Origin of the sequence: Pseudorhodoplanes sp. (genome assembly GCA_032027085.1) — a bacterium.
Taxonomy (GTDB): domain Bacteria; phylum Pseudomonadota; class Alphaproteobacteria; order Rhizobiales; family Xanthobacteraceae; genus Pseudorhodoplanes.
On the sequence record JAVSMS010000001.1, the window covers coordinates 384,484 to 404,789 of the forward strand.

Annotated in this window: 16 protein-coding genes; 3 read left to right on the plus strand and 13 right to left on the minus strand. The window is 61.3% G+C overall.

Annotated elements, in window-relative coordinates:
• Positions 1–98: 98 nt before the first annotated feature.
• The 13 genes from RO009_01905 to RO009_01965 form a co-directional block, all read right to left on the minus strand.
• On the minus strand, positions 99–2,501 hold the full coding sequence (locus RO009_01905) for a methyl-accepting chemotaxis protein (protein ID MDT3683781.1): 2,403 nt from the start codon (positions 2,499–2,501) through the stop codon (positions 99–101).
• Positions 2,502–2,671: 170 nt separating this feature from the next.
• Positions 2,672–5,050 (minus strand): methyl-accepting chemotaxis protein, encoded by a 2,379-nt coding sequence (locus RO009_01910; GenBank protein ID MDT3683782.1) that lies wholly within the window; start codon positions 5,048–5,050, stop codon positions 2,672–2,674.
• A 365-nt stretch (positions 5,051–5,415) separates the two neighbouring features.
• The gene (locus tag RO009_01915) at positions 5,416–6,039 is read right to left on the minus strand and encodes a Crp/Fnr family transcriptional regulator (protein ID MDT3683783.1); all 624 of its coding nucleotides are present in this window, start codon (positions 6,037–6,039) and stop codon (positions 5,416–5,418) included.
• 423 nt (positions 6,040–6,462) lie between these two features.
• On the minus strand, positions 6,463–7,239 hold the full coding sequence (locus RO009_01920; GenBank protein ID MDT3683784.1) for an enoyl-CoA hydratase/isomerase family protein: 777 nt from the start codon (positions 7,237–7,239) through the stop codon (positions 6,463–6,465).
• Between the two features lie 101 nt (positions 7,240–7,340).
• Complete coding sequence (locus tag RO009_01925; GenBank protein MDT3683785.1) at positions 7,341–8,144, minus strand: ABC transporter ATP-binding protein; 804 nt, start codon at positions 8,142–8,144, stop codon at positions 7,341–7,343.
• A 71-nt stretch (positions 8,145–8,215) separates the two neighbouring features.
• Complete coding sequence (locus RO009_01930; GenBank protein MDT3683786.1) at positions 8,216–9,442, minus strand: ABC transporter substrate-binding protein; 1,227 nt, start codon at positions 9,440–9,442, stop codon at positions 8,216–8,218.
• Between the two features lie 52 nt (positions 9,443–9,494).
• A complete protein-coding gene (locus tag RO009_01935) occupies positions 9,495–10,568 on the minus strand; it encodes a branched-chain amino acid ABC transporter permease (protein MDT3683787.1) in 1,074 nt (357 codons plus the stop codon).
• Position 10,569: 1 nt separating this feature from the next.
• Positions 10,570–11,469, minus strand: a complete 900-nt coding sequence (locus tag RO009_01940; protein ID MDT3683788.1) for a branched-chain amino acid ABC transporter permease — start codon at positions 11,467–11,469, stop codon at positions 10,570–10,572.
• Positions 11,466–13,436, minus strand: a complete 1,971-nt coding sequence (locus RO009_01945; GenBank protein ID MDT3683789.1) for an AMP-binding protein — start codon at positions 13,434–13,436, stop codon at positions 11,466–11,468. The genes RO009_01940 and RO009_01945 overlap by 4 nt, the downstream gene beginning before the upstream one ends.
• Positions 13,423–14,193 (minus strand): ABC transporter ATP-binding protein, encoded by a 771-nt coding sequence (locus RO009_01950; protein ID MDT3683790.1) that lies wholly within the window; start codon positions 14,191–14,193, stop codon positions 13,423–13,425. The genes RO009_01945 and RO009_01950 overlap by 14 nt, the downstream gene beginning before the upstream one ends.
• Before the next feature lie 32 nt (positions 14,194–14,225).
• The gene (locus RO009_01955; protein ID MDT3683791.1) at positions 14,226–15,404 is read right to left on the minus strand and encodes an acyl-CoA dehydrogenase family protein; all 1,179 of its coding nucleotides are present in this window, start codon (positions 15,402–15,404) and stop codon (positions 14,226–14,228) included.
• Positions 15,405–15,443: 39 nt separating this feature from the next.
• Positions 15,444–16,226, minus strand: coding sequence for a 2-ketocyclohexanecarboxyl-CoA hydrolase (gene badI, locus RO009_01960; protein ID MDT3683792.1), 783 nt, complete (start codon positions 16,224–16,226; stop codon positions 15,444–15,446).
• 15 nt (positions 16,227–16,241) lie between these two features.
• Positions 16,242–17,009 (minus strand): SDR family NAD(P)-dependent oxidoreductase, encoded by a 768-nt coding sequence (locus RO009_01965; protein MDT3683793.1) that lies wholly within the window; start codon positions 17,007–17,009, stop codon positions 16,242–16,244.
• A 78-nt stretch (positions 17,010–17,087) separates the two neighbouring features.
• Here RO009_01965 and RO009_01970 point away from each other — a divergent pair, with 78 nt between their 5' ends.
• From RO009_01970 to RO009_01980, 3 genes are all read left to right on the plus strand, one after another.
• Positions 17,088–17,603, plus strand: a complete 516-nt coding sequence (locus RO009_01970; GenBank protein MDT3683794.1) for a MarR family transcriptional regulator — start codon at positions 17,088–17,090, stop codon at positions 17,601–17,603.
• On the plus strand, positions 17,600–18,766 hold the full coding sequence (locus RO009_01975) for an acyl-CoA dehydrogenase family protein (protein MDT3683795.1): 1,167 nt from the start codon (positions 17,600–17,602) through the stop codon (positions 18,764–18,766). The genes RO009_01970 and RO009_01975 overlap by 4 nt, the downstream gene beginning before the upstream one ends.
• A 529-nt stretch (positions 18,767–19,295) precedes the next feature.
• On the plus strand, positions 19,296–20,279 hold the full coding sequence (locus tag RO009_01980) for a TRAP transporter substrate-binding protein (protein ID MDT3683796.1): 984 nt from the start codon (positions 19,296–19,298) through the stop codon (positions 20,277–20,279).
• Positions 20,280–20,306: the final 27 nt, after the last annotated feature.

Sequence of the window (20,306 nt, forward strand, 5' to 3'; positions counted from 1 at the left end):
AACGGCCCCTGTGGCCGAGTGAGGTGTTAGCGGTAATCTATGCAACAATGGAGGCGACAGCATCGGCGCCGTCGCCTCCGATATCATCAGTCGTACTGTCAGAATTCCTGGTCTGCCGCGAGTGCCAGGGCTCCGTGCACGAGACCGACCGGATTGCGTCCGCTCCCGACATCGCGACCAGGTATGTCGCCCGCTGCAGCGCTGGTTGAAAGCCTGTTGCGGACAGGCGAGTGAGCCTTCCGATGGCCGACGTCGTCAGCAAACTTGAAATAGCGCACTTGCTCGTTCATGGCCGATTGCTGGTTCTCGAGCGTTTTTGCGGTGGCGGCGTTCTCCTCGACCAGTGCCGAGTTCTGCTGGGTGACCTCGTCCATCTGGCCCAGCGCCTTGTTGATCTGTTCAATGCCTGAGGCCTGTTCCATGCTGGCATTGGCAATGTCGGCAACGATCGCGGCGACGTTCCTGATCGATTCCACGATTTCCTGCAGCGAAGCACCCGCCTTGTTAACGAGCTCGACACCCTCCTGCACTTGGCCCGAAGAATTGACGATTAGATCCTTGATATCCTTGGCCGCCTGCGAGGAGCGTTGCGCCAGTGTGCGCACTTCGGACGCGACGACGGCAAAACCGCGGCCCGCCTCGCCGGCGCGTGCAGCTTCCACCGCCGCGTTTAGCGCCAGCAGGTTGGTCTGGCGCGCGATCTCGTCGATGACAGAAATGATATCGGCAATCTGCCGCGAGGATTCCTCAATGCGCGCCATGGCCGTAACCGCCTGCGTCACCACTTCGCCGCCGCGATTGGCAATAGCCTGCGTGCCCTGCGTCAGCTGGTTCGCATGCTGCGCATTCTCGGCATTCTTTTTTACTGTGGCCGCGATTTCCTCCATTGAAGCTGAGGTCTGTTCCAGGCTCGCCGCCTGCTCCTCGGTGCGCTGGGAGAGGTCAGTGGTGCTGGTGGAGATTTCAGCGGCGGCGCTGGAGATTTCCGCCGAGGATGTGGCGATGCTGCGGACCGTCTCCTGCAACTGCCCGATCGCCGAGTTGAAGTCGTCCTGCACCTTCTTGTAGTCGGCTGCAAACTCCTCTGTGAGCCGGTAGGTCAGATTGCCGCGCGCCAGATTCTCCAGCCCGTCGCCGAGCGCGGACACGACCCTGGCGACCATGCGCGCCATCTCGGCGTCTTTGCGGGAGCGCTCGTCCCGCTCCGCCTGTTCGCGGCGGGCAATTTCCTGCTCCTTCTCCGCATCGAGACGCATCTTCTCTTCCAGCCTGATCTTGAACTCGTCGACCGCCCCAGCAATGTCGCCGATCTCGTCTTTGCGGCCGACGCCGGGCAACACCACGTCGAAATTGCCGCCGGCAAGCTCCCGCATGCCTGCGGTCAGCCGCTTGATCGGCGTCGCGATCGAGCGCGCGGTGAGCCAGGCGATCAGTGCCGCCGTCAGCAGGCCAAGCCCGAGCAGGACCCATTCTGTCTTCACCAGGCCGTCCATGCCGGAAAGCGCCGCACCGGATTCCTCAGCGAGCATTATCTTCTGGTTGCTCTTGATGCCGCCGGAGCGCGTCCCGTCGGCTCCCTTCGGGCCGTCGAGAAGATCAAGTATCCGCACAACGCGCGGAATCGCTTCCGTATTCAGAACCTGCACCGGCGCGTTCCATCCCGCCGATTCGCGGATGGCGACCATCCTGTCGGCAAGCGCGACAAACTCGCCATGCGCCTTCATGAAAGACTCGAACGACGTTTTTTGCGACCCGGTGAAAAAAGCCCTCTGAGCGTCAAGCGCGGCGAGATGCTTCTCGAAAGCCTGCCAGATCTGCGTGAACTGCTCCTTCACCGGCGCATCGCCGGTCACGATAAACATGCGCAACTGAGCGGTGGCGGCGGCAAAATTGCCGCGCACATCGGCCATCGTCTTGAGCAGCCGCTTGCGGGCCGGCGTCGCCTCCTGCCGGTCCTCTTCATCGATCATCTTGCTGATCTCGACGAACATGGTGGCGGCGCGCGGCGCCGCTTCCGTTACCAGAAGATTGGTCGCCGGGAACGCGTCGGCGGTGCCGGAAATCGCTTCGGCCTTCTCCTGTGCMGMGCGGAATTCTTCCAGCAGGKTCTTGGCCTCGGCCCATTTGCGCTTGTTCTCSGGATTCGTGAACTGTTCCACTTTCTGSCCRAATGCATGGGCYGAGGAATCCAGYTCCTTCCACATCGCAGCRCGRTCGGCCTTGCCCTGTTGATTGCCGGTCAGSAGATAGCCGCGCAGCGTRGCRAGGGTGGAATAGAGATTGCCGACCATCTCGCTGCTTTCCAKCGCGACKGGCGCCCGTAGGTTGRCCATGCGGTCCACYGTCTGCGACACGCCGCCCACCACGTAGATCGTGTATCCGACGGCCAGCGCCAGAATGAGACAGAGAGCGGCGAAGCCCGATATCAGCTTGGTGCTGATCTTGCGGTCAGTGATCAGACTCACTCCACGAAAACCCGTCGCAGCGCGCGCAATTGCCATGATGCTCAGTCCTCATTGCTGTCCCCCGCAGGTGCGGCGAACATTCCGATAAGCTCATATTCCTGCGCCGATCCGCGCCTGCATTTGGCAGGCAATTCGACGCCATCATGTACTCACGAGACGCAACCAAAGGAGCCGGCACCCATCATGAAAGCAGCGTGTCCCCTCTTTCAGAACTCCTCCCATTCCTGGTTCACCGCGAGTGCGGTCGCGCCATGGGTGCGGAGCACGGAGCCGGTGCGGGCGACAGGACGGACTACGGCCCCCGATGCAACAGGCGCTTTGCTTGCGGCCGCCGCAGTATCGCCGACGCGGAAAAATCCGACCTGCTCATTCATGGCGCTCTGCTGGTCTTCTAGGGTCTTGGCGGTCGCCGCGTTCTCCTCGACCAGCGCCGAGTTCTGCTGCGTTACCTCGTCCATCTGGCTCAGCGCCTTGTTGATCTGGTCGATGCCAGAAGCCTGCTCGGTGCTGGCATGTGCGATGTCGGCGACGATTGCTGCCACGTCCCGGACCGAGCCCACGATCTCCTGCAGCGACTGGCCGGCCTTATTGACCAGATCGACGCCGTTCCGCACCTGGCCAGACGAACTGGTGATCAGGTCGGTGATGTCCTTGGCCGCCTGCGAAGAGCGTTGCGCCAGGCTGCGCACTTCCGAGGCGACGACCGCGAAGCCGCGGCCGGCTTCACCCGCACGCGCGGCCTCAACCGCGGCGTTCAGCGCCAGCAGGTTGGTCTGACGCGCGATCTCGTCAATGACGCTGATGATGTCGGAGATCTGCCGCGACGACTCTTCGATCGCAGCCATGGCGGTGATCGCCTGCGCCACCACTTCGCCGCCGCGAGCGGCGACCGTCTGCGTGCCCTGCGTCAACTGATTCGCATGTTGCGCATTCTCGGCGTTTTTCTTCACCGTCGCCGCAATCTCCTCCATCGACGCCGACGTCTGCTCCAGACTCGCCGCCTGTTCTTCCGTGCGCTGCGACAGATCGGTCGTGCTGGTGGAGATTTCCGCCGCGGCATTGGAGATTTCCGCCGACGACAGTGAGATATTCCTGACCGTCTCCTGCAGCTGCGCGATGGCGGAGTTGAAATCGTTGCGCACTTTCTCGTATTCGGCAGCGAACTCGTCTGTGACGCGGTAAGTCAGATCGCCGCGGGCGAGCTTCTCCAGACCGTGCCCCAGCGAGGCAACGACCTTCGCCACCATTTGCGCCGCCTCGGCCTCCTGCCGGGCCCGCTCTTCACGCGCGGCCTGTTCGCGGCGGGCAATTTCCTGCTCGCGTTCGGCGTCAAGCCGCATTTTCTCTTCCAGCTTGAGCTTGAAATCGCCCACCGCGCCCGCGATGTCACCGATCTCGTCCTTGCGGCCGAGGCCGGGCAGCACGACGTCGAAATTGCCGCTTGCGAGCTCGCGCATGGCGGCCGTCAGACGCCTGATTGGCGTACCAATCGCTCTGGCGGTCAGCCAGGCGATCAGCGCGGCGATCAGGAGGCCGGCGACCAGCAGCGTCCATTCCGCCAGACGCAGGAACGCCATGCCGGAAATCACGGCTTCAGACTCTGCGCTCAGCATCAGCTGCTGGTTAGACTTGATTCCGCCGGAGCGGGTGCCGTCGGCCCCCTTCGGACCGTCCAGCAGGTCTAGAATCTTGAGTGCGCGCGGCGCCGCTTCCGTCGTCAAAAGATGCACGGGCACGTTCCATTGCGCCGAGTCACGGATGGCAAACATCTTTTGTGGCAGTGGGGCGAATTCCTTATAGGCGTGCGAGAATGCGCTGAATGCCGCCATTTGCCCGGGCGACAGCAGAGCTGTCTGCCCTCCGAGCGTGTCGCGCGCCGCCTCGAAATGTCCCCACAACCGCGCGAATTCGTCCTTGTTGCTCTTCTCTCCGGACAGCAGATACATGCGCAGCTGGGCGGTGGCGGCGGCAAGATTTCCCCGCACATCTGCCATTGTCTTCAGCAGGCGTTTGCGGTCGGCGGTCGCCGGCAGGCTTTCCTCGTCGTCGATCATCTTGCTGATCTGTACGAACATCGCCGTGTTGCGCGGCGCCGCCTCGGTGACCAGAATCTTGGTGGCCGGGAAAGCATCGGGCGTAAAAGCAATGGCCTCGGCCCGGGCCTGCGCGGCGCGAAACTCCTCAATCAGCGCCTTTGCTTCCGCCCATTTGCGCTTGTTTTCGGGATTGGTGAACTGTTCGACTTTCTTGTCGAAAGCCGCGATCGTCGCTTCGAGCTCCTTCCACATGGCAGCGCGATCGTTCTTGATCTGCGGATTGCCGGTCAGCAGATAGCCGCGCAAGGTGGCAAGCGTCGAATAAATATTGCCGACCATCTCGGTGCTCTCAAGCGCCACCGGCACCCGCAACGTCACCATGCGATCGACAATCTGCGATACCCCGCTGATCACATAGAGGGTATAACCGACGGCGATACCGAGAACGACGCATACGGCAGCAAATCCCGCAACCAGCTTTGTGCCGATCTTTCGGTCTGCAACAAAGCTTCCGCCACTCGCAGATAGTGCTCCATGAAAAATCGACATCGGCTTCGATCCCCTTTCGCAGTTTAGAAGGCGCAACCCAGCTGATCTTGACTGGGTTGACCGCTCGAAAACCCGCAACGCTTCCGTGTGCATGAAACCGGCTCACGCCGGTTCCCCGTGCAAACGGCATGACGATGATGCTTTCTCCCAGCGCGCGGCGAATGCGCGCCTGAACCGACCCCCGCACCCGTCCATCCGACATTCAAAATGTCGGATGCGCAGAGGCTACGGAGAGCAAGGTAAAATGATAATTAATTACAAACTTAACTTGGGTTATGTTTTAAGCAAATGCTGAGCGCGCAGCTGCAAGCGTTTTGAATTGCAAAACACGAATGGAGGCAGCGCGCGCTTTCACCGGAACGTTGTCATCGCAAGGAGCCGATGCGCTTGAGCTCATCGGGGTCGAGCACCGTCAGGACGCCTCCCGACAGATCGATCAATTTACGCTCGCGAAAGGTGCTCATCACCCGGCTCACATGTACCGGGGTGAGCCCGATCATCTCCGCTATATGCTGCTGCCGCAGCGGAAAGGGAAATTGCTCGAGCGTCGGAACGCGGGCCAGCAGTCGCTTGATGAAATGCAGGAATACATAGGCAAGCCGCTGTTCCGCGCTGCGCTGTCCAAGCACCGTGACCAATTCGTCCACATCGCTACCCTGTTCGATGCAGCTTCTGGTCAATGCGGCCGAAAGCTGCGAATCCGCCGCGAGCCTGGTTTTCACCACCGCTCGCTGAAACCGGCTGATGCGCACCTCGGTCAGTGCCTGCACCGAGAAACGCAGCTTCTCTTCGAAGGCGGTCACGGCAGAAAAGATATCGCCCGCGAGCAATACCTGCAGGATCTGCCGGCGTCCGTCGGGCAATCTGTAATATCGAAATGCCCAGCCGTCACACAGAACATAGACATAGTCGGAGACGGTGCCGCGGCTGACGATGTTTTCTCCGCCGCGCAGCGCGCGGAAATCCTGCCAGGCAGGCTGTTCCTTCAAACATTGTTCGGATGGATGCTGCCCCAGCAAGGCGCAGCAAAAACCGAGATTGCGCACAGGGCACGCGGGACACGGCCAGTTTCTCTTCATTCCAGAATTGCTCGACATCCATGCGTTTCCTTAAAAGCATCCAAGAAACGGAAATACTTTCTCAAGTCAATTTTGCGGGATGGGATTTGCGGTGGATCAAAACCAGCGCGCGTCGAGCGAGAAAATTGATCCCTGTTATTGATCAGGGTTAGTGAACAGCCGTTTCGTTTATCAAAATTTCTTGGCTGCATGCTCGTTGGGGTGCAACCTTGCGTTAGCATGCTTGTCCTCGCTTAAGGCATGGGCACGATGCTTTCAGCGTGATGCAGATCCACGCGACAAAAGACGGAAGCACTGATCACAAGATGTGCAGCGTGGGCTGCCCAGCCAGGATCACGTAAAGTTTGGTCGACGACAATCTCGAAATGCCTGCAATCCCTCCACCGAATCGTTGCTCTCCAAATGACGCACAACGGCGTCCCGTTCGAGCCTCATGGATTGAGCCAACGGCAATTCAATTCCTTGGCGTGCAAGCCGCTTCATCTCAGCAAGCCCAGAACGAGATCGAGTAGCCAACGTTCGACAATACTCGGCCGCCTGTTCGTGAAGCATTTCATCCGGCGTAATATAATTGACCAACCCCATGGCGTGAGCTTCTGTTGCGTCGAGCCAGCGTGCTGAGAACATGAGATCCAGCGCGCGGCGCATGCCCAGAAGACGCGTCAATCTCTGACTGCCGCCCCAACCCGGGATCAATCCGAACTGTGCGTGCTGATCTCCGACGCGGGCACTTTGACCAGCAAAACACACATCAGCGGCGAGCATCAATTCCATCCCGCCCGCAAGACACAAACCCTGGACCGCAGCGACAACTGGCAGAGGACTTGTCTCCAACCTTTGCAGAACGATCATTCCAAAAGCGATGAAATGATCCAAGGCGGCATGATCTTTGATAACTTCGGTGACTTCATCAAGATCCGCACCAGTACAGAAATGCTTGCCTCTCGCTCGAATCAAGATGGAGCGGACATTTTGATCAGCTTCGAATTTCTCGCGGGCCTTATCAATTTCCTGATGAGCCTTGACAGAAAGACAATTGAACTTTTCTGGACGGTTGAGTTCAATCACGCCGGTATGATCTTCGATAGCGAAGGCAACTACAGCACTCATCTGGCATCAGCCTTTGTCTAATTCAAAATGCCTATCTCGAATTCCGACTTGATCTCCAATACACGCCACTGAAAATCAGGGCATGCGGACGAGCACGCGGCTCACAGCCAGCGCTTGCGGCGCTTATAAGTCTTCAGGTTCTTGAACGAGCGGCGCTGCTCATTGTCGCCGACGCCGAGATAGAATTCACGCACATCCTGGTTGTCGCGCAATTCCCCGCTTGTGCCTTCCAGCACGATCTTGCCCACTTCCATGATGTAGCCGTAGTCGGCGTACCGAAGCGCCAGCTTGGAGTTCTGCTCAACCAGCAGAATGGGGATTTTCTGCTCACGGCTGATCTTCGCGATGATGGCAAAGACTTCCTGCACGACCTTTGGGGCGAGGCCCATAGACGGCTCGTCCAACAGAATGAGTTTCGGCTTGGCCATCAATGCGCGGCCAATCGCCAACATCTGCTGCTCGCCGCCGGAGAGATAACCGGCGAGCGCATTACGCTCCTTCAGACGCGGGAAATAGTCGAACACCATCTCGATGTCTTCGCGCGGAGCCCGGCCAGGGCGGCTGTAGGCGCCCATGCGCAGGTTCTCGACCACCGTCATATCCTCGATGATGCGGCGACCTTCCATCACCTGGAAGATGCCACGCTTGACGATGCGGTCAGGCTCCATGCCGCGAATGGATTCTCCGGCGAACACGATATCGCCGCGCGTGACCTCGCCGTCCTCACCCTTCAAGAGTCCGGAGATCGCTTTCAGGGTAGTTGACTTACCGGCGCCGTTGGCCCCCAACATGGCTACGATTCCCTGGGCCGGCACGTCGAAGCTTACGCCGTGCAGCACCAGCACGACGTCGTTGTAGACGACCTCGATGTTGCGGACCGAGAGGATGGACTCAGAAACCGACATTATACATGCGTCCGTTCGGGGAAACGGCTGGGCGGCCATGCGCCGCCCAGCCGTCGCTTGGTATCAGGCGCTTACTTGCCCCACCACTTGGCGTCGCGGCCGACGTCGATGGTGGCGAGCGAGTTCCAGCCGGGCTTGCCGTCCTTGATGCGGCCCTCGACCACCTCGACGTTGACCACGCTGCGGTGGTCATCGGCGGTCCAGGTCGCGGGTGCGCACATGCCCGCAAGCGCGGCCGGCACCCAGTCCTTCTTCTGGGTCATGCCTTTGCGGATATTCTCGGACGTGATGCCGCCGTTCTTGTCGGCCCACTCCATCGCCTCCTTCGCGTAGAACACGGTACACACCGCCGCGATGTAGTAGGTGCTGCGCGGCTTGCCCTTGGCGATGTCGTTGATGATCTTCATGCCCGGCGCGTTGGTGCCCCAAGGTTTGACGTGCAGCGGCATCACCACGCCGTTGGCCGCCTCGCCAACCGCGTTCATCACGATCTCAGAGAAGCCCCAGATGTTGGTCAGGAAGCGGGTCTTCACATCCACTGTCGAGCAGGATTTCAGCAGCGCGACGTTGCCGTCGCCGGTGTTCGCAAGGAAGGCGTAGTGCGCGCCCGATTCGCGCAAGGTCAGGCACTGCGCCTTGAAGTCGCCGGGCCGCAGGCTGTACTGGATAGCCGGCAGCACCTCAAAACCGAGTTCACCCGCCGCCTGCAAACAGGCTTCCTTCGGCGAGTTCGGGAACGGGTGATTGTCGCCCATGAACACGAACTTGGGCTTGCCGGCTCCGCCCTTCTTTTTCCAGTCGTCGCGCGCCCAGGTGACCACCGCGCGGCAGCCATCCGAGTAGCTCGGACCGTGGAAGAAGTTGTACGGTGTCGCCTTCGGGACGTTGCCGCTTTTGCCGGTCGGATCGGTGATCTTGGCAGAGAACGAGTGCGACAGGAACGGGATCTTGTCTTCGTTGACGAAGCCGCTTAGCGCCTCAGTGTCGGCCGTGCCGTACCCGTAGATGATGACCGGCTTGGTTGCACCGGACATCCAGCGCTTGTAGGTCGTGATCGCTTGCGGGGCCTTGTAGCTATAGTCGACTGCGTCCCGCCTGATCTTCTTGCCGTTAATGCCACCGTTCGCGTTGATCCAATCGATCGCGTCGCCCTTGGCCGCCGCGAACTCGACGCCGAGCTGCGCGGTAGGACCGGTCGTGTCGTCGAGGATGCCCATGAATATTTCCTGGGCCCCGCTCGGTCCGCTTGCGAGCACCAAGCTCGCGACGGCACTCAACAGCGCGTATTTCGCCTTCATTGTTACTCCTCCCTCGATCGGCATCATCCGAACCCTCGTGCACCCAGCCGACCTAGTGCGCGAAGGGGTAAAGCTTCCAGTAGCTCTTGATCAGCCGCCAGCGATGCACGAGCCCTTCCGGCTCGAAGATCAGAAACAGCACGATCATTAGGCCGACCGCGGCCTCCTTGGCGAAAGCGACGCCGTTCATGATCTGCGGAATGTTGCCCCAGCTCGTGGTCTTGAGCATGAGCACCAGCGTCTCGAGTCCTTCCGGCATCAGCACCATGAAGGCGGCGCCCATTAGCGAGCCCATCACGGAGCCCATCCCACCGATGATGATCATGGCGAAGAACTGTACCGACAACAGAATGTTGATCGACTCTGAGGAAACGAAGCTCACATAGTGCGCGAGCAGCGCGCCGGCGAGCCCGGCATAGAAAGTCGACACTGCGAAAGCGAGAATGCGGTAGCGCGTGAGGTTGATCCCCATCACTTCGGCGCTGAGATAGTGATCGCGAATGGCGATGAAGGCGCGGCCGTCGCGCGTGCGCAGCAGATTGGCCGCGAAGATATAGACGGCGATCAGGCACACAAGCACGAGATAGAAGTAGGCGCGCTCGCCGGAGATGGTCAGCCCGAACAGCACCGGCGGCTTGGCGAAGGCACCGGCCGCTCCGCCTGTGAACCATTCGGCGCGTGCGAAGAAGTCCTCGAGGATGTACTGCGAGGCAAGCGTTGCGATCGCGAGATAAAGCCCGCGGATGCGCGCGGCCGGAATGCCAACAATCAGGCCGACCACCGTCGACAGCAACGCGGCGAGCGGCATCGCCAACAGCACCGGCACGCCGAGGTTGTTGTTGAGATAAGCGGAGGCGAAGGCGCCGAGCCCGAAGAAGGCGGCGTGGCCGAGCGAAATCTGCCCGGTACAGCCGGTCAGCAGATTCAGACCGAGTGCGGCGATGCCGTAAATACCGATATAGATGAGCAGCGAGAGAATGTAGTTGTTCAGCACCAGCGGCGCGCAGGCCAGCACGAGGAGGCCGGCGGCACAGGCGTAGGCCGAAGCGCGCGTCGGAAAGATGGTGGTGTCGGCCGCATAGCTGACGCGGAAGTCGCCGCAGGGGCGTTGCGAGAAGCTTGCCATTTCACAGCCTCTCGATGTCGCGCGTGCCGAACAAGCCGTAGGGCTTGATCATCAGGATGATGACGAGCACGTAGAAGGGAACAATGGTGTAAAGATTGCCCCAGTGCAGCACCTGGCCGTCGAGGAATTCCGCGACGTTCTCCAGGAGCCCGATGATGATGCCGCCGACTACGGCGCCGAGAATCGAGTCGAGACCGCCGAGGATGACGGCCGGAAACACCTTGATGCCGAAGGCGGCAAGGCCCGCGCTCACGCCGTTGACCAGGCCGATGACGATACCGGCCATGGCCGACACGATCGCGGAGATGGCCCAAGACACCGCGAACACCTGACGCACCGAGACGCCCAGCGAACTCGCCACCTGCTGATTGAAAGCGGTGGCGCGCATGCCGAGGCCGAGCTTGGAATACTTAAAGAAGAAGGCGAAGCCGGCGAGCAGCAGAAGCGCAAAGCCGGCGCTGCCGAGATAGGCGAGCTCGACCTCAAGCCCGAGGAAATTGATGCGCTTGCCGGTCAGCACCTGCGGGAACGACTGCGGCGCCACGCCAAAGATCCACTTCAGGATCGCCTGAAAGAACACTGACAAGCCGACGGTGACCATGATCATCGAGATCAGCGGTTCGCCGATGAGCGGGCGAAGCGTCACGAGTTGGATGAGTACGCCGAGCACGCCGGTGAAGACGAGGGTGACCAGAAACGCGAAGGGAAATGGCAAGCCGAGCTGAGTGACGCTCGCCCAGCACACCCAGGCACCGACCAGCAAAAGTTCGCCTTGCGCGAAATTGACGACGCGCGAGGCCTTGTAAATGAGCACGAAGGACATTGCGACGAGACCGTAGAGGATGCCGACAATGAGGCCGTTGACCAGGAACAGCGCCAAAAGATCGAGACGGATGCTCATGCTACGGCCTCCGTGCGCTCCCGCCCGGTGGCCGCCGCGGAAGGCTCGATCAACGTCTCGATCGCGATATTGGTGCGGATGCGCTGGCGGCGGCCGTCCTGCAAGGTGATGGTGGTGTCGACGTCGACTTCGCACTTGTCGCTGTAGAGCGCCTCGATCAGGTCGGCGTAGCGCTCGTTGATCGTGCCGCGCCTGAGCTTGCGGGTACGGGTGAGTTCGCCGTCGTCGGCGTCGAGTTCCTTGTAGAGCAGCAGGAACCTGCCGATACGCTGGCTTTCCGGCAAGACGTCGTTGATGGCGGCGACCTCCTTGCGGATCAGTTCGCGCACTTCCGGCCGCGCGCTCAAGTCGGAATAGGTGGTGAAGGAGATGCGGCGCCCCTCTGCCCACTTCGACACGATACTGTAGCGGATGCAGATCATGGCGGTGACCTGATCGCGGTCCTGGCCGAGCACCACGCATTCGCCGACGTAGGGCGAGAACTTGAGCCGGTTCTCCAGGTATTGTGGGGCGAAGCGGTTGCCGTTGGAAAGCTTGGCGAGGTCGCGCATGCGGTCGAGCACGATCAGGTGGCCGCGCGTGTTGAGGTAGCCCGCGTCGCCAGTATGCATCCAGCCGTCGCGCACGTCGGCTTTGGTAGCTTCTTCGTTGCGGTAGTAGCCGGCGAACATGCCGGGATGGCGCACCACCACCTCGCCGAGACCGTTGCGGTCCGGTTGGTCGATTCTGATCTCGACGTCGCGGAACGGCATGCCCACGGTGTCGAAATCAACGTCGTCGAAGCGGTGCGCACAATAGACGCCCACCATCTCGGTCTGCCCATAGACCTGGCGCAGCGGCACACCGATGGCGCGGAAGAATCGGAACACGTCGGGCCCGAGCGGCGCGCCGCCGGTCGCGGCCGAGCGCATGTAGGAGAGACCGAGCCGGTCGCGCAGCGCGCGCCCGAGCAGGAAGTCGCCGATCAGCGAGCGCCGTCCGCGATCGAGCGCGCGCTCGGACAGCCGGAACGCCTGGGCGTAGAGGAAACGCTTGAGCGGCGTGGATTCGATCATTCGCGCCTTGATGTCGGCGGCCATCGCCTCCCAGACACGCGGCGCAAACAACAGGCAGTTCGGCCCGATCTCGCGCATGTCATTGGAGGTAGTGTCCTCGTCCTCCACGAAGTTCAGACGGATGCGCGACAGAAGAAAATGCGCCACCGCGTTGACCTGCTCGCCGATCCACGGCAGCGGCAGTACCGACACGTAATCGTCGTTTGGGCCTTTCGGATCAACCTCGAGATAGCTCATGCCATGACGCAGGAAAGGCCCGCTCTTGAGCACCGCGATCTTGGGGTGCGAAGTCGTGCCCGACGTCGTGCACAGGATGGCGGGCGCGTCCGGGCGAGTCGCGTCGACCAGCCGGTCGAACAAACCTGGTTCCCGGTCATGAATGGTGCCGCCCTGCGCGACCAAGTCCGACATCGGCATCAGGCGCGGATCGTCGTGCTTGAGCATGCCGCGCGGATCACAATAGACGATATGTTTTAGCGTGGGGATGGCGTCACCGAGATCCAGGAGCTTGTCGACCTGCTCCTCGTCCTCGACGACGATGACACGCACGCCGGCGTGGCCCACCAGATAGCCGATCTCGTCGCGCAGTGAATCCTTGTAGATGCCGAGGCTGAGCGCGCTGACTGCGTGGCTGGCGATCTCGGTGAACAAGAGGTCGGGCCGATTCTGGCCGACGAAAGCGACCACGTCGCCCTCGCCGATGCCGAGCCCGCGCAGTCCTAGCGCGATTGCGCGTGTGCGCTCGAACGCCTGGCCCCAGGTCGTTTCCTGCCAAATGCCAAACGCTTTCTCGCGCAGCGCCGGCTCATCGGCGTGCTTGCGCTCATGGTGGCGCATCAGGCGCGGACAGGTCGCCAGTTCGTCCGGCAATTGTCCCCCGAAGGGAACAGGTGGGAGGTCATGCCGCGGCATCGTCCTCGCCCAGGTAAGCGGCGCGCACCTGCGGATCGGCCGAGACCCGCTCGGGGATGTCGTCGGCGATCTTTTCCCCGTAATTGAGCACGGCGACGCGATCGGACAAATCCATGACCACGCCCATATCGTGCTCAATCATAATGACGGTCACACCCCACTCGCGGTTGATTTCGATGATGTAGCGGGCCATGTCGTCTTTTTCTTCGAGGTTCATGCCCGCCATCGGCTCATCGAGCAGCAAGAGCTTGGGCTCGACCGCAAGCGCGCGCGCCAATTCGACGCGTTTGCGCATGCCGTAGGATAAGGTACCGGCGGTTGCGTGGCGGATCTGCTCGATCTCCAGAAGTTCGATGATCTCCTCGACACGCCTGCGATGTGTCAGCTCTTCGCGTTGCGCGCCCCCCAGCCAGTAGAGGCCGCCGCGCAGGAAGCCGCACTTCAAGAGGTGGTGGCGGCCGACCATGATGTTGTCGAGCACGCTCATGTGCGCGAACAGCGCAAGGTTCTGGAAGGTGCGGGCGATCCCGAGCCCGGCGCGCGCTGCCGTCGAACGGCGGTCGATTGGTTGGCCTTCGAACGCGATCGTGCCGGCGGTCGGCCGGTAGCGACCGGAGATGCAGTTGAGGAACGATGTCTTGCCGGCGCCGTTCGGTCCGATGATAGACAAGAGGTCACCGCGCCGGACAATCAGATCGACGCCGCGCAATGCGTTCACGCCGCCGAAGGACAGCGTGATGCCGTTTGCTTCCAGCATCGTATCCTTCGTCTTCTGCCCGGCAGGGACGGTCACGGCGTGGCCTCCGGCGTTCGTCCCGCCGACCGTGCGAATTGCTTTGTGCGTTCGCGCGCAATGATCAGTTTCATGATCTGCGCCGTGCCGTCACCGATCTCCAGGCCCATGACGTCGCGCAGGCGCTGCTGATGCGGCAGGTCGAGCGACCAGCCATAGTGGCCGTGCGTGAGCAGGCATTGGTGGATAATATCGACCGCCGTTTTCGGCCCCAGCCACTTGCACATCGCGGCTTCCGTCGTATGCGGCAGACCGGCGTCACGCAGTCGCAGCGTGTGGTAGCAGAGCTGGCGCACGGCGGCGGCCATGGTCTCGAATTCCGCGAGCGGGAATGTGACGCCCTGATGCTGCGATAGCGGCACGCCGAAGCTTTTGCGCTCACAGGCATAGGCCCAGGATTCGTCGAGCGAGGCCTGCGCCGCGGCGATGCATTGCAGGCCGATCAGCGCGCGACTGAAATCGAATCCCTGCATGACCTGGACGAAGCCGGCGCCCTCACCGGCCAACCGGTGGCTCTGCGGCACCTCGACATCATCGAAAAAGATCGAGCCACGACCGACCACCTTGCTGCCCAGATCGTCAAAGCGGCTCGTGCGCACACCTGAGGCATTCATCGGCACCAGGAAGGCGCTAACTCCGTGTGGCCCGTCTTCGACCCGACCGGTGCGAGCGAAGACCAGCGTGGCATCGGCCTGATCGGCGACGCTTATCGAACTCTTCTCGCCGTTTAGCACATATCCCTTATCGGTACGGCGTGCGGACAGCGCAAGATTGCCGGCGTCCGAGCCGCCGCGCGGTTCGGTCAAGGCAATGGCCAGCAGGCTTTCGCCGGCAATAATGCGCGGCAGCCATTCAGCCGCCACCTCGGGCGAAGCGTGACGGTTGATGATCTGGCCAATCAACGATCCGAGCAATTGCACATATGCAATGTTGAAATCGCCATACGCCAGCGCTTCGATGATGATGCCGGTCGTTTCGCTCGGGGCGCCAAGCCCGCCATATGCCTCGGGGAGATCCGGCGCGATGAGGCCAAGTTCGCCCATTTCGCGCATGAGCGAACGGTTGATCACACTCTCGCGTTCACGAACCTGATAGTACGGCTTAAGTTTTTCGCGCGCAAAGCGTTGCGCGACTTCCTGGAACGCACGTTGCTCGTCAGTGAGAATCAGAGACACGAACCGCCACTCCGAACAGAAGACCCGAAACCAAAAAAACTATTTCGCGTAGCGGCGGAAGTCCGGCTTACGCTTTTCAGTGAAGGCGCGCACGCCCTCCTTGGATTCCTCGCTCTGGTAGTAGAGGCTGAGCGCCTGCATCCCCATGGCGCTGATGCCGCGGATGTTCTCGGTGTCGGCATTGAACGAGCGCTTGGCGATGGCGATCGCGGTCGGACTGCGCTCCATGATGTCGGCGCACCAGCGGCTGATCTCCGCATCGAGCTCCTCGTGCGGAACGACCTTGTTGACCAACCCCATCGCGAGCGCTTCCTGCGCAGTGTAACGGCGGCACAGATACCAGATCTCGCGCGCCTTCTTCTCGCCCACCACGCGGGCGAGATATGCGGTGCCGAAACCCGGATCGACTGAGCCGACTTTGGGACCGACCTGACCGAATACCGCTTTCTCCGAGGCGATGGTGAAGTCGCACACCGTGCATAGTACGTTGCCGCCGCCAATGGCGTAGCCCTGCACGCGGGCGATCACGGGCTTTGGAACGTCCCGGATGATAGTCTGCAGATCTTCGACCGGCAGGCCGATCATGCCGCGTCCGTCATATTGCCCTTCGTGCGCTGACTGGTCGCCGCCGGTGCAGAAGGCCTTGTCGCCGGCGCCCCCGAGCACGATGACACCGACCGACTTGTCCCAACCGGCTTGGTTGAAGGCGTGGATCAGCTCTTCGCATGTACGCCCGCGGAAGGCGTTCATCACCTGGGGTCGGTTGATCGTGATATGTGCGACGCTGTCGCGATTTTCGAACAGAATGTCTTCGTAGGTCATGGATTTTGTTCTTCGTTAGCCGGCCATGGTCAGGCCGCCGGAGACGCTGATCACCTGACCGGTGATGAAGGCGGCGTCATCACTGGCGAGGAAGCAGATGGCGCCGGGCAGATCGGACGGCTCACCAAGACGGCCGAGCGGGATAGCGCGGCGGAAGGCCTCGTCGAGCTTCTCCGGATTGCGCGCACCCTTTTTGTAGTCGGCGTAGAGCTGCGTCTGCACGATGCCCGGGCAGACTACGTTGACGTTGATGTTGTGACGGGCATGCTCGCGGGCGATCGTCTTGGAGAAGCCGATCATGCCAGCCTTGCAGGCGGCGTAGACCGCTTCGCCCGAAGAGCCGACGCGCGCAGCATCCGACGAAACATTGACGATGCGGCCGCGCTTGCGCTCGGCCATACCCGGCAGCACAGCCTGGTGCATGTTGAGCATGCCGGTCAGATTGATCGCGATGATCTTTTGCCAATCCGCCGGCGTGGTCTCGGCGAAGGGCCGGAACACGTCCCAGCCGGCATTATTCACCAGCACATCGACTGGGCCGAGCGCGGCTTCAGCGGCGCGGATTGCACTCTGGCAACCGGCGTAGTCGGTGATGTCGCAGGGAAATGCCTGTGCCTTACCCCCGCCGGAAGAGATTTGCTCTGCCGTCCGTCCGGCCGTAGCACCGTCGATATCGAAGACCGCGACCTTGGCGCCCTCCTCCGCGAACCGCTGCGAGGCGGCTGTGCCGATTCCCCCGCCACCACCCGTCACCACGACAACTTTCCCGCCCAAACCCCGCACGAAACGTCCTTTCTGCACTGGTAGATATGTCAACGCTATGATACATTTTTAGATAAGGCAATACATTGATATATCGATATGGCCCTTCCGACCCAAGCACAGGCGACATCCGCGAAAGACGACCAAACGGTCCGCTTCGAGATCGCTAACCGCTTGTTTTTCCGGCTATATCAGGCGTCCAACCTGATGCATAAGACCGGCTCTCGGTCAGTGGCCGAGTTTGAGACCACCACCCAGCAATGGGCGGTGCTGGGCGCTCTTTCGCGCCCCTCCGTGCGCGACCGGGGGATGACGGTGAAGGAACTGATCGAGTTCCTGCTATTGAGCCGGCAGAACCTGACCGCCGTGCTCAACCGGCTGCAGGGCCAAGGGCTCATCGAGCGTACCCGCATTGCCGAGGACGGCCGCGTCCGCCGCATTTGCCTGACCCCCAGCGGTACCGACATCTGGGCGCACATGCTGATGAACATCAGCGGCTATTACGAAAGAGCTCTCGTCGACTTCACGACCGAAGAAACACTGCTGCTGTACCGGCTGCTCGATCGGCTGAAGTCGCGCCTGCAAACCCTCTCATCCGAGCCGACTGCCCCATGATCCGTGATGCCGCCACCCTTCAGGCCCTCGTCGACCAGATTTCACGCTTCGTGCGCGAGCGCCTGGTGCCATGCGAAGCGGATGTCGCCGAGAATGATCGCGTGCCGCCGGAGATTGTCGTGGAGATGCGGGAACTCGGCCTGTTCGGGCTTTCCATTCCTGAGGAGTTCGGCGGTCTCGGCCTCACCATGGAGGAGGAAGTCGAGATCGCGCTGGTTCTCGGCCGCACATCACCCGCCTTCCGCTCCGTCATTGGCAGCAACAACGGCATCGGCAGCCAGGGCCTGATCATAAGCGGCACGCCCGAGCAAAAGCAGAAATATCTGCCGCGCATGGCTACAGGCGAGATCGTCGGCTCGTTCGCGCTCACCGAGCCGGACGCAGGCTCGGACGCCGCCAGCCTGCGCACCACAGCACGGCGCAGCGCCGATGGCGGCTGGATCCTAAACGGCACCAAGCGTTTCATCACCAATGCGCCGCACGCCGGCCTCCTCACAGTGTTCGCGCGCAGCAATCCTGACATCAAAGGAGCCGGCGGCGTCTCAGCGTTTCTGGTCGAGCGCGGCGCACCGGGACTGCGTTTCGGCAAGCCCGACCGCAAGATGGGTCAGAAGGGCGCAATGACTTGCGACGTAATCATGGAAGACTGCCGCGTGGCGGCCGACGCGCTGCTCGGAGGTCGCGAGGGCGAAGGCTTCAAGACCGCCATGAAGGTGCTCGACCGCGGGCGCCTGCACATCTCGGCCGTTTGCGTCGGCGCCGCCGAACGGCTGATTGAGGACGCGCTACGCTACGCGATGGAGCGAAAGCAGTTTGGCCAACCAATCGCGGAGTTTCAGCTTGTGCAGGCGATGCTTGCAGACAGTAAGACGGAAGCTCTCGCCGGACGATCGATGGTGCTGGAGACGGCCCGCAAGAAGGACGACGGCCTCAACGTTGCCACCGATGCGGCCTGCTGCAAATTGTTTTGTTCGGAGATGGTCGGGCGAGTCGCCGACCGCGCCGTTCAGATTCACGGCGGCGCCGGTTATATGGCAGATTATGCGGTCGAGCGCTTCTATCGCGACGTACGCCTGTTCCGCATCTACGAGGGAACCTCACAAATCCAGCAGCTTGTTATCGCACGCAATATGATCCGAGACGCACAGTCCCAATTGCAATAACTCCAACTGTTCTTCCAAGGGACAAGGCGACCAGAAAGCCGGTTTCCAGACCGCAGTGAGCAGAGAGCGGTCGTTGCCATTCTCGCGTCACAAACTCCAACGGCGAATGCGAGCGTCGCAGGGCGCCGACCGAAATGACGGTCATGATCCGCCGAATTCCTCTAGTGAGACGCTGACCGCAGGGGAAGCGCCGCACTGACGGTTGGGTAGCGTATACGGACTGCTGTATTCCGTTTTCGAATTCGCGAATTCGACGATTTCAGAGAGCAGAGCCGGACCGTTTCAAAGCGCGATATCGCCACAAACAATTTCAGTTGGGAGGACGATGGCTCCGCGGCTCAATGCCCGTTATCGGCGCCACTTTGCGATCCGAAGCAAGGTTGCTGATGCTGCAGTGCCGCATGGATAGCAGCCATATATTCCGTGTCCGCTTGCCTTGCCCGCCCGATCTTTGCATTCTTGACACCAAGCAAAAACGGGCCGTCGCGTCCCGCCGGGATATCGCGCAGGCCTCGTCGGGAGGACAAACATGTCGCTATCCAAATTTTTGCTGACCATCACTGCGGCTCTGTTGTTTTCAGCCGGTTCCGCATTGGCCCAGACCGAGATCAAGTTCGGCCATGTCGGCGCGCCCGGCTCGCTGTTCGCTCAATCGGCAGAGCTGTTCGCCCAGCATGCCAATGCCAAACTGGGTAACAAGGCCAAGGTCGTGGTCTACGGCTCGAGCCAACTCGGCAGCGATGGCGAGTTGCTGAAGAAGCTGAAACTCGGCACCGCCGATCTCGCGCTGCCATCCACGGTGATGACATCGGTCGCACCGGAATTCGGCGTGTTTGAGATGCCCTATCTGGTGCAGAATCGCGGCCATGCCGCCCGCATCGCGGAGGGTGTGATTCGTCCGACACTCGCCCCGATCGCCGAAAAGCAGGGCTACAGGATTATCGGCGTGTGGGAGAACGGCTATAGGCACATCACCAATAACAAGAAACCGATCGTGAAGCCGGAAGACCTGCAGGGCATCAAGCTGCGCGTACCGGGCGGCGTCTGGCGCGTGAAGATGTTCCAGGCTTACGGCGCACAGCCGAGCCCAATGGAGCTTAAGGAAGTGTTTGTGGCGCTGCAGACCGGCGTGATGGACGGGCAGGAGAATCCGCTGACCCAAATCTACTCGCAGAAGTTTCAGGAAGTGCAGAAGTATTTGTCGATGACCGGCCACGTCTACACGCCTGCATACGTCACCGCCGGCGCGAGCTGGTCGCGGCTGCCGGCGGATGTGCAGAAGATCCTCGCCGACACCGCCAAGGAGGTCGAGGCTGATGTTCTGAAACTCGCCGAAAAACTCGATAATGATCTCGTCGCAAAAATGAAGACGTCCGGTATCGGCGTCAACGAAGCCGACAAGACGGCATTCATAAACGCCAGCAAGGCGATCTATGAGGAGTTCTCCAAGCAAGTAGCCGGCGGACAGGCTCTGATCGACAAGTCGCTCAGCCTGGCCAAAGGCGGGTCCTGAGCCGAGCATTTCCGCACCGGGCTCGCA